Here is an 8,733-nt window from a genome sequence, read left to right as displayed (position 1 = left end):
AGAAAACAAAGTAGAAAGGTCAGATCTATTTGATCCGGTACTCTGGGGATGGTCATTTGATAAAACCGATTCAAAGGTGATAGTATCCCTGTTAGCCGATCAACAAATGATATTTTCAGTAGGAGATATTGATATTCTGAAGCTGGTAGTTGATTGCATACAATCTAAGTTCAACGAGATCTATATTAAGAAGCAGCTCGCTATTCAGAATAAAAATTTAACCGAAGCTTATGAGACCATTAAGCTTAAGAATGAGCAAATCGAAACTATCGTAAAAAATCAACAGCAGACTATCAATAAACGAACCGAATCTATTGCCGAAAAAAATAAGAAGCTGCTTCATATCTCAGCCTTAAATGCACATAACGTTCGTGAACCTTTGTCAAGAATACAAGGTATTGTACAGCTGGCAGAACTAGTGGATACCGAAACATTTAAAAGTGAAATGATGCCAAAACTGGAATCGACTGTTAACGAACTCGATGAGGTTTTGCACGAAGTAGTGGAAATGGCAACCAAAGAAATAGTGGCTTTAAAAGCTGAAGAATTATGAGTAAGATCTACCTGGTAGATGACCAGCCAATTTCGAATTTTATTACCAAGAAACTTCTTGAAATCGAGGGATATCAGGGTACTGTAAAAGATTTTACGAACCCGCGTGAAGCTATGGAGTTTGTATCTGAAGACAGTGATGCAATAATCTTTCTGGATCTAAACATGCCAGAAATGAACGGCTGGGAGTTTCTGGAGATGTTACAGAGCAGGAATTGCAGGCACCGTATCATCATTCTTACATCAAGTACCAGTAAGATCGATGTAGATAAGGCTAAGGATTATCCGGCAGTAATTAAATATATGGTGAAGCCCATGAATAAGCAGAAGTTTTCCGAACTTTCGAGACTTTTAAAAGCTTCCTGATTGCAACCAGATCCTCAAAAATTATTGGAATTAGCCTATGCCCAGATGCATTTTGGCAAATATAAAGGTGTCTATCTTTCAGATATCCCCGAACCATATTATGTATGGTTTAGACAAAAAGGATTTCCGCAGGGAAAACTTGGCGACCAGATGCAACAGGTTTACGAATTGAAAGTTAATAGTCTCGAGGGCCTTTTAAGACAAATTCGAATGCGCTATCCCCGCCCCAGAAAATAGGATCCTCTCCTGTTAAAAACCTCTTAAGATTAGAACTTCAAAGTAAGCGGTTTTTCTATTCTTCTTTGTAATTTAGCGCCCTGAATAACAACACAACAAACACGACTTAAAATGGCCAATACCAAGTATATATTCGTCACAGGCGGTGTATCTTCCTCTCTTGGAAAAGGAATTATTGCCGCGTCTCTGGCGAAATTATTACAGGCTAGGGGTTTTAGAGCAACTATTCAGAAACTGGATCCTTATATTAATGTAGATCCGGGAACTTTAAATCCTTACGAACACGGAGAATGTTATGTGACTGAAGATGGAGCTGAAACAGATCTAGATCTTGGCCATTATGAGCGTTTTCTCAATGTGAATACTTCCCAGGCAAATAATGTTACTACCGGAAGAATTTACCAGAGCGTCATTGAGAAAGAAAGACGTGGTGAATTTTTAGGAAAAACAGTACAGGTAGTTCCTCATATCACCAATGAAATCAAGGAAAGAATACAGATCCTTGGAAAGAATGGAGATTACGATATTGTGATCACTGAGATTGGAGGAACTGTAGGTGATATTGAATCTCTACCATATATTGAAGCTGTAAGACAGCTAAAATGGGAGCTTGGCGATGATAATGCTCTGGTAATTCACCTTACCCTTGTTCCATATCTTTCTGCTGCAGGAGAATTGAAAACCAAACCAACTCAGCATAGTGTAAAAACATTGATGGAAAGTGGTATCAAAGCCGATATTCTGGTATGTAGAACCGAGCATGAACTATCAGATGATATAAGAAGAAAGCTTGCTATCTTTTGTAATGTGAGACAGGAAGCTGTGATACAAAGTATCGATGCGCGAACAATCTATGATGTGCCAAACATGATGCTCAAGGAAGGTCTGGATACAGTGACCATGAAAAAACTGGATCTCCCTACCGACTCTACTCCTAACCTTGATCGCTGGAATCAATTCTTAAAGAGACATAAGAATCCCAAGGCTGAAGTACATATTGGACTTATTGGTAAATACGTTGAACTTCAGGATTCTTATAAATCTATTCTGGAATCTTTCATCCATGCTGGCGCCGAGAACGAAGTTTCGGTAAAAGTAGAATACATTCATTCAGAATTTATAAACGACAGTACGATCCACAATAAAATAAGTCATCTTGACGGAGTTCTGGTTGCACCAGGATTTGGAGAACGTGGTATCGAAGGAAAGATCGATGCGGTGAGATTTGCTCGTGAAAACAATATGCCATTCTTAGGAATCTGCCTGGGAATGCAAATGGCTGTCATCGAGTTTGCCAGAAACGTGCTTAAATTAAAAGGTGCGAATTCTTCTGAAATGGATCCTGATACCAAGCATCCGGTGATCGATCTTATGGCAGACCAAAAAGAAGTTACACATAAAGGTGGTACGATGAGACTTGGCGCGTGGGATTGTGAACTGAGTAAGAAGTCTGTAATTCATGACGCTTACGGGAAAGACATGATTTCAGAAAGACATCGTCATCGCTACGAATACAACAATCAATATAAGGAACAACTGGAAAATGCAGGAATGCTAAGTACCGGTATAAATCCAGAAACAAAACTGGTGGAAGTGATTGAACTCGCAGACCATCCATGGTTTGTTGGTGTTCAATATCACCCTGAATATAAGAGTACCGTGGCTAGTCCACACCCATTGTTTGTCTCTTTTGTAAAAGCTGCATTGGAATATTCAGAAAAGAGACAAAGTGCCAAAATGGCGCAGAAATAGAAACTGGTCGTTTATTTGACTGGGTAGATTAAGCAATACTAAGTAATGGAAGAAAAGAAAATTGATGTCCAATCCATCATTGGATTTATTTTAATTGGTGGTATCCTTCTCTGGATGCTTTACAATAACACTCCAGACGAAGCGGAGGTCGTAGATGAAGTAACTACGGAAGAAAATATTAGTAGAGATCAGGAAACGACTCCTGAATTCGAAGAAAACACAGCTACCCCAGCAAGCGACTCGACCGCTCTTGTAGATGCTCAAAAACGTCTGGGTGCTTTTGGATATTCTGAAACACTGTCTTCTGCAAAAGGAGGTTCTACGACAATAGAAAACGATCTACTGGAATTAAAGATTTCTAATAAAGGTGGTTATATTGAAGAAGCCAGACTGAAGAATTTCAAGACTTTCGATTCGATTCCAGTATACCTTATCAAGGATGGAAACGCTTCCATGAATATGAGTTTAAACACTACTGATGGAAGAACTCTTAATACTGAAAACCTGTATTTTGAACCGGAGTTAACTGAAAATAACGGAAACCAGATCCTATCTATGAAACTAAAGGTTTCAGAAGATGAGTACCTGGAATACCGATACGCGATGAGACCGGGAGAATATATGCTGGATTTCAGCGTACGTTCAGAAGGACTAACCGGTGTATTGAATTCTTCAGCAACACCTGTACTTGATTGGAAATTGAAAGGATACCGTCATGCGAAGAGTATTTCATATGAGAACAAGTACACTGATCTTATTTGGGAATATGACGGTGGTGATGATGACAGTTTAAGTGATGGTGATGACGACGATGAGGACATAAGTTATATCGCTTACAGGCAACATTTCTTCTCCTCTATTTTACTTACGGATACACCATTTGCAACTGCAAGTTTCGAAGTAGAGAATCTTGTTGAAGACGAAGAGATCGACACCGTTTATACCAAGACATTCGCTTCCAGCATTCCTTTGGAACTAAAGGCTGGGGAACTTAACTACAACATGAACTGGTACTATGGTCCTTCAGATTATAAGATCCTGAATGATTATGATAGAAACCTGGATGAAATTATTCCGCTAGGTTGGGGAATCTTTGGATGGATCAATAAATATCTATTCATTCCATTCTTTGCATTTTTAGGAGGCGTTCTTCCAAGTTACGGTCTGGCAATTATTGCCATGACGATCGTGGTTAGAATTGTTCTTTCTCCGGTGACTTATAAATCTTATTTATCACAGGCTAAGATGAAGATCTTAAGACCTGAGATCAATGAGCTGAATGAGAAGTACAAGGATAATGCGATGAAAAAGCAGCAGGAAACCATGAAGCTGTATAGCAAAGCAGGCGCCAGTCCTATGAGTGGATGTTTGCCAGCGCTTATGCAAATACCGGTGTTCTACGCGTTATTCCAGTTCTTCCCGAGTGCATTTCAACTTAGACAGAAAAGTTTCTTATGGGCAGACGATCTTTCCAGTTATGATGTGATCGCAGAACTTCCTTTCCATATCCCGTTCTATGGAGATCATGTAAGTTTGTTCCCGATACTTGCTTCTGTAGCAATATTTATCTACATGATGATGACTACCGGACAAAGCATGCAGGCGAATCAACAACCAGGAATGCCTAATATGAAGTTCCTGATGTACCTTTCTCCATTATTTATGTTGGTATTCTTCAACAACTTTGCGAGTGGACTTTCCTTGTATTACTTTACTTCGAACCTAATTACGATTGGAATCATGTTAGTGATAAAATATGTAATCGTAGACGAAGATAAGATTCATGCGAAAATTCAGGAAAACAAGAAAAAACCTAAGAAACAGAATAAGTTCACACGAAAGTTCCAGGAAATGATGGAGCAGGCTGAAGAGCAGCAAAAGAAACAAAAGGGTAAATAATTTCTTCTGAAATATAATTAATGTAAAAGCCTCCGCAAATGCGGAGGCTTTTTTCTTAGTTTTGAGTTTCGATTATAGCGTAGGTAAAATAACAGTATCAATCGCATGAATCACTCCATTTGTAGCCTGAACATCTGTAGCGATGATTGTTGAAGTTCTTCCATTTGCATCAGTAATGGTTGCAGTATCACCAAGATTTATGGTGAAATCCTCACCCTGAAGCGAGGTTATTATAATACCATCTTCAAGTTCATCTGAAGTTACATTCATATCTATTAGAACATGGTAGCTAAGCACTGTGGCCAGCGTATCAGCATCAAGATCTCCAAGTTCCTCAAGTTCTAGCTCAGATAAAAGATCTCCAAAAGCTGAATTTGTAGGGGCAAAAACAGTAAAAGGCGCTGGAGAATCAGAAGCTTGTAGAGTGGATACAAAAGTATAAGAATCTTCTCTGGTCAATGCAGCAACTAAAGTATCAAAAGTAGGATCTGCAAGTGCAAAAGTTACCACATTAGGTAATCTAATCACATTGCTTACAGCGTGAATCACACCGTTATCCACCTCAACATCTGCAGTTTCAACAGTACTTACACCATTAATAACCACCCCATTTTCAGTATTGATATACATACTTAGGTTTTCACCATCAGGTCCAGCTGTAGACATACTTTCTATGTAGCCAGTAGATAGATCTGAAGACATGATCTCCCCCATTTGTACATGATTCAAAAGAACCTGCGTAAGAACATCTGTTGGCACATCTTCCAGGGCATCAAATCCATTTTCATCAAGGAAAGCAGCAAAAGCATCATTATCTGGAGCAAAAACGGTATAAACATCATCTCCTGTAAAAGTAGAGGTCAAACCAGTAGCCTCTAAAGCGGCTAAAAGTGATGAATAATTTTCGTTAGCAACCACAAAATCTGCAATAGTATTGGATTCTACTACATCATCTGTTGGGTCTGGAGTTTCCATGACATCATCTGAAGTCATGAAGTCATCGTCTTCATCACATGCTGTAAAACTGAAGCAGATTGCCAGCAATAGAATACTAATTTTTGAGTTTTTGAGAATTGAATTCATATCATTTGATTTTTAGTTAAAATTTTTGATCACATAAATCTACTACTGAATTTTTCATAACTCTGTTTAATCTTTGTTAAAATTCATTAAACAGTTGGTTTTAAGATATTCAATCATTTACAGATTAAATCAATCCATGAATTCGAATTAACTTTGTTTATATTTGAGAAACCTAAATACCTATTTATGAAGAAGATTTTAATATTATTACTATTTACAGGAATCCTTGCTTCCTGTAGTGATGACGATGATGCAGGAGTAGATAATGACGGAAGTCAAATAATTGGTACTTGGTATCTACAAAGCGTGAGACCAATTGGAGGTAGCAATCTTCTGGATACTTGTAATCAAGACTCATTTATCCAATTTAATCAGGATGGAAGTTCAGTCTCAGAATTTTATCAAAGTTCAGATTCGGAATGTGAATTAGAAAGTGAGAATACAGGTAACTGGACTTACGAAGGAGGTGATAATTACACATTCTTTTTACCTTATATAGATGAAAGGACAACCGGAAATGTCAATTTCATCAGTGAAAATAGCTTTATACTCACAACTTCAGATTTACCTGGTTTTGAGGTTGTCTTCGAAAAATAATCCGCACCAAAATTTTATTGAAAAGGGTAGCTTTCGCTACCCTTTTTTATTTCGTAATTTTGCAGCTTCTTATCCGACTCTTATGTGAGTCAAAGAAAAGTTAAGATACCTATGAAAAAAGTAGTGGTTGGTTTGTCTGGAGGTGTAGATTCCAGTGTTTCAGCATACCTGTTGAAAGAGCAGGGATATGAAGTGATAGGTCTTTTTATGAAGAACTGGCATGATGATACGGTAACCATTTCAGATGAGTGCCCTTGGTTGGATGATAGCAATGACGCGATGCTAGTGGCAGAAAAACTAGGGATCCCATTTCAAACCGTAGACCTAAGCGAACAATACAAGGAACGTATCGTTGACTATATGTTCAACGAATATGAAAAAGGTAGAACTCCAAATCCAGATGTACTTTGTAATCGAGAAATTAAGTTCGATGTTTTTATGAAGATCGCGCTGTCTCTGGGTGCAGACTACGTCGCTACCGGTCATTATTGTCGCAAATCTGAATTTGAGAAGGATGGAGAAACCATTTACCAGCTTATGTCTGGAATGGATTCCAATAAAGACCAGTCTTATTTTCTTTGTCAGTTAACCCAGGATCAGCTTTCTAAAACCCTCTTCCCTATTGGAGAACTTCAGAAATCTGAAGTAAGAAAGATCGCTTCAGAACAGGATCTGGTAACTGCTGATAAAAAAGATTCTCAGGGACTTTGTTTTATTGGTAAAGTAAGACTTCCGGATTTTCTTCAGCAAAAATTAAAACCCAAAGAAGGGGTTATTGTAGAGGTCTCTTCCGAAGACAGTGTTTATAACGAGGAAGAATTGAGCTTTTCAATTAAAAAAGAGGAACTGCAATATCTTTCTAAAAAATACAATTATCATAAAGATCAGGGCAAGGTTGTAGGAAATCATCAAGGTGCGCATTATTTCACAAAAGGACAAAGAAAAGGTCTCGCTGTGGGTGGTACTCCGGAACCTTTATTCGTGATCGATACCGATGTTAAAGAAAATGTGATCTATACGGGACAGGGCAAAAACCATCCCGGGATCTACAGGCAGGCTTTGTTCATTTCAAATGATGAAGTACATTGGGTTCGCCAGGATTTGGCTTTAGGAATTGGTAAAGAAATGAAAGTTAAAGCTCGAATTCGTTACCGCCAGCCTTTGCAGGAAGCAGTTTTACATCAAACCGAAAATGGTTTGTATGTGGTTTTTGAAACACCTCAAGCTTCTATTACCGAAGGTCAGTTTGTAGCATGGTATAGTAAAGATGAACTGCTGGGTTCTGGGGTAATTTCGTAACTTACTTGCCTGCCGGCAGTTTGCTATGAAAAGAATATTCCTACTTGTCTTTTTTATCTCCAGTTGTGCTTTCGCGCAGGATCATGCTTTGGTTTATTTTACAAACAAACCTAATGCCGTTGATGCACTCGAAACTCCCGCAAATCTTTTTTCTGAAAGAGCTTACGAGCGTAAATTATTGAGAGGAACAACCATTGATTTTCTTGATGTTCCGGTTCATGAACCTTTTATTAGCGATCTTAAAGCAAGATCTGGTTTCGAAATAAAGGCTAAATCCAAATGGTTTAATTGCGTTTATGTAATAGGTGAACGAAATTCAATTGAGATTTTAGAAAGTCTGGATCATGTTGCTAATGTCCAGTTCCTCGAAGAACTTTCTAACAGGAGTCAAAGCATTCCACTTAAAATTAACGAGAATAAGCTTGAAACAGAAATAGATTTCAATTATGCATCTACTTCCAATCAGGTCAGAATGCTTAATCTTCAGAATTTACATGAGCAGAATCTCACAGGAAATGGAATGATCATCGCCGTGATGGACTCTGGTTTTCCAAATGTTAATTCTCTGGTGTCATTTGAGAATTTAAGGAACAACGACAATTTACTGGGAGGCTATGATTTCACAAATCGATCAGGGGATTATTCCGCAAGCACCCTGGATAATCATGGTACACTGGTACTTTCCACCATGGCTGCTTTTAGAGAGAATCTTTACGTAGGCACTGCGCCAGATGCTGCCTATTATCTTTTTGTTACTGAAGTTTCGGCTACCGAAACTCCAGTTGAGGAAGCCTATTGGGTGGAGGCAGCCGAGAGAGCTGATAGTCTGGGCGTCGATATTATTAACACTTCTCTGGGATACACTCTATACGATAACCCGGCCTATAGTTATATTCCGGAAGATATGGATGGGCAGACAAGTTTTATTTCCAGAGGAGCCAATATGGC

The 8,733-nt window shown here is 38.5% G+C and carries 8 protein-coding genes and 1 pseudogene; 8 read left to right on the top strand and 1 reads right to left on the bottom strand.

What is annotated here, in order from left to right; translation table 11 throughout:
* From QZ620_RS12510 to yidC, 5 genes and pseudogenes are all read left to right on the top strand, one after another.
* A pseudogene (locus tag QZ620_RS12510) lies at positions 1 to 553 on the top strand (histidine kinase); the annotation flags it as partial.
* The gene (locus QZ620_RS12505) at positions 550 to 918 is read left to right on the top strand and encodes a response regulator (RefSeq protein ID WP_295182183.1); all 369 of its coding nucleotides are present in this window, start codon (positions 550 to 552) and stop codon (positions 916 to 918) included. The pseudogene QZ620_RS12510 and the gene QZ620_RS12505, both read left to right, overlap by 4 nt.
* Positions 919 to 1,155, top strand: coding sequence for a DUF3820 family protein (locus QZ620_RS12500; protein WP_141877230.1), 237 nt, complete (start codon positions 919 to 921; stop codon positions 1,153 to 1,155).
* Between the two features lie 111 nt (positions 1,156 to 1,266).
* Complete coding sequence (locus QZ620_RS12495) at positions 1,267 to 2,907, top strand: CTP synthase (RefSeq protein ID WP_295182178.1); 1,641 nt, start codon at positions 1,267 to 1,269, stop codon at positions 2,905 to 2,907.
* Positions 2,908 to 2,952: 45 nt separating this feature from the next.
* Entirely contained in the window at positions 2,953 to 4,806 is a 1,854-nt protein-coding gene (gene yidC / locus QZ620_RS12490) for a membrane protein insertase YidC (RefSeq protein WP_295182175.1), read from the top strand.
* 72 nt (positions 4,807 to 4,878) lie between these two features.
* Here yidC and QZ620_RS12485 read toward each other — a convergent pair whose 3' ends face one another.
* Entirely contained in the window at positions 4,879 to 5,889 is a 1,011-nt protein-coding gene (locus QZ620_RS12485) for a fasciclin domain-containing protein (RefSeq protein ID WP_295182172.1), read from the bottom strand.
* A 186-nt stretch (positions 5,890 to 6,075) separates the two neighbouring features.
* Here QZ620_RS12485 and QZ620_RS12480 point away from each other — a divergent pair, with 186 nt between their 5' ends.
* The 3 genes from QZ620_RS12480 to QZ620_RS12470 form a co-directional block, all read left to right on the top strand.
* Entirely contained in the window at positions 6,076 to 6,486 is a 411-nt protein-coding gene (locus QZ620_RS12480; RefSeq protein ID WP_295182170.1) for a lipocalin family protein, read from the top strand.
* 84 nt (positions 6,487 to 6,570) lie between these two features.
* Complete coding sequence (gene mnmA / locus QZ620_RS12475; RefSeq protein ID WP_295182167.1) at positions 6,571 to 7,785, top strand: tRNA 2-thiouridine(34) synthase MnmA; 1,215 nt, start codon at positions 6,571 to 6,573, stop codon at positions 7,783 to 7,785.
* Positions 7,786 to 7,810: 25 nt separating this feature from the next.
* Positions 7,811 to 8,733: S8 family serine peptidase (locus QZ620_RS12470; RefSeq protein WP_295182164.1), on the top strand; the 923-nt coding region annotated here is incomplete at its 3' end.

The sequence above is a fragment of the uncultured Christiangramia sp. genome (genome assembly GCF_913046405.1).
In the GTDB taxonomy this organism is placed as follows: Bacteria; Bacteroidota; Bacteroidia; order Flavobacteriales; family Flavobacteriaceae; genus Christiangramia; species Christiangramia marina.
The sequence above is the reverse complement of the archived record's forward strand: the minus strand, read 5'-3'. Positions and strand labels throughout refer to the sequence as shown.

Excerpts from the sequence above, each read along its gene's own strand:
- QZ620_RS12495 (WP_295182178.1), top strand. The coding sequence starts at position 1,267 with ATGGCCAATACCAAGTATATATTCGTCACAGGCGGTGTATCTTCCTCT.
- QZ620_RS12505 (WP_295182183.1), top strand. The coding sequence starts at position 550 with ATGAGTAAGATCTACCTGGTAGATGACCAGCCAATTTCGAATTTTATT.
- yidC (WP_295182175.1), top strand. The coding sequence starts at position 2,953 with ATGGAAGAAAAGAAAATTGATGTCCAATCCATCATTGGATTTATTTTA.
- QZ620_RS12485 (WP_295182172.1), bottom strand. The coding sequence starts at position 5,889 with ATGAATTCAATTCTCAAAAACTCAAAAATTAGTATTCTATTGCTGGCA.
- QZ620_RS12480 (WP_295182170.1), top strand. The coding sequence starts at position 6,076 with ATGAAGAAGATTTTAATATTATTACTATTTACAGGAATCCTTGCTTCC.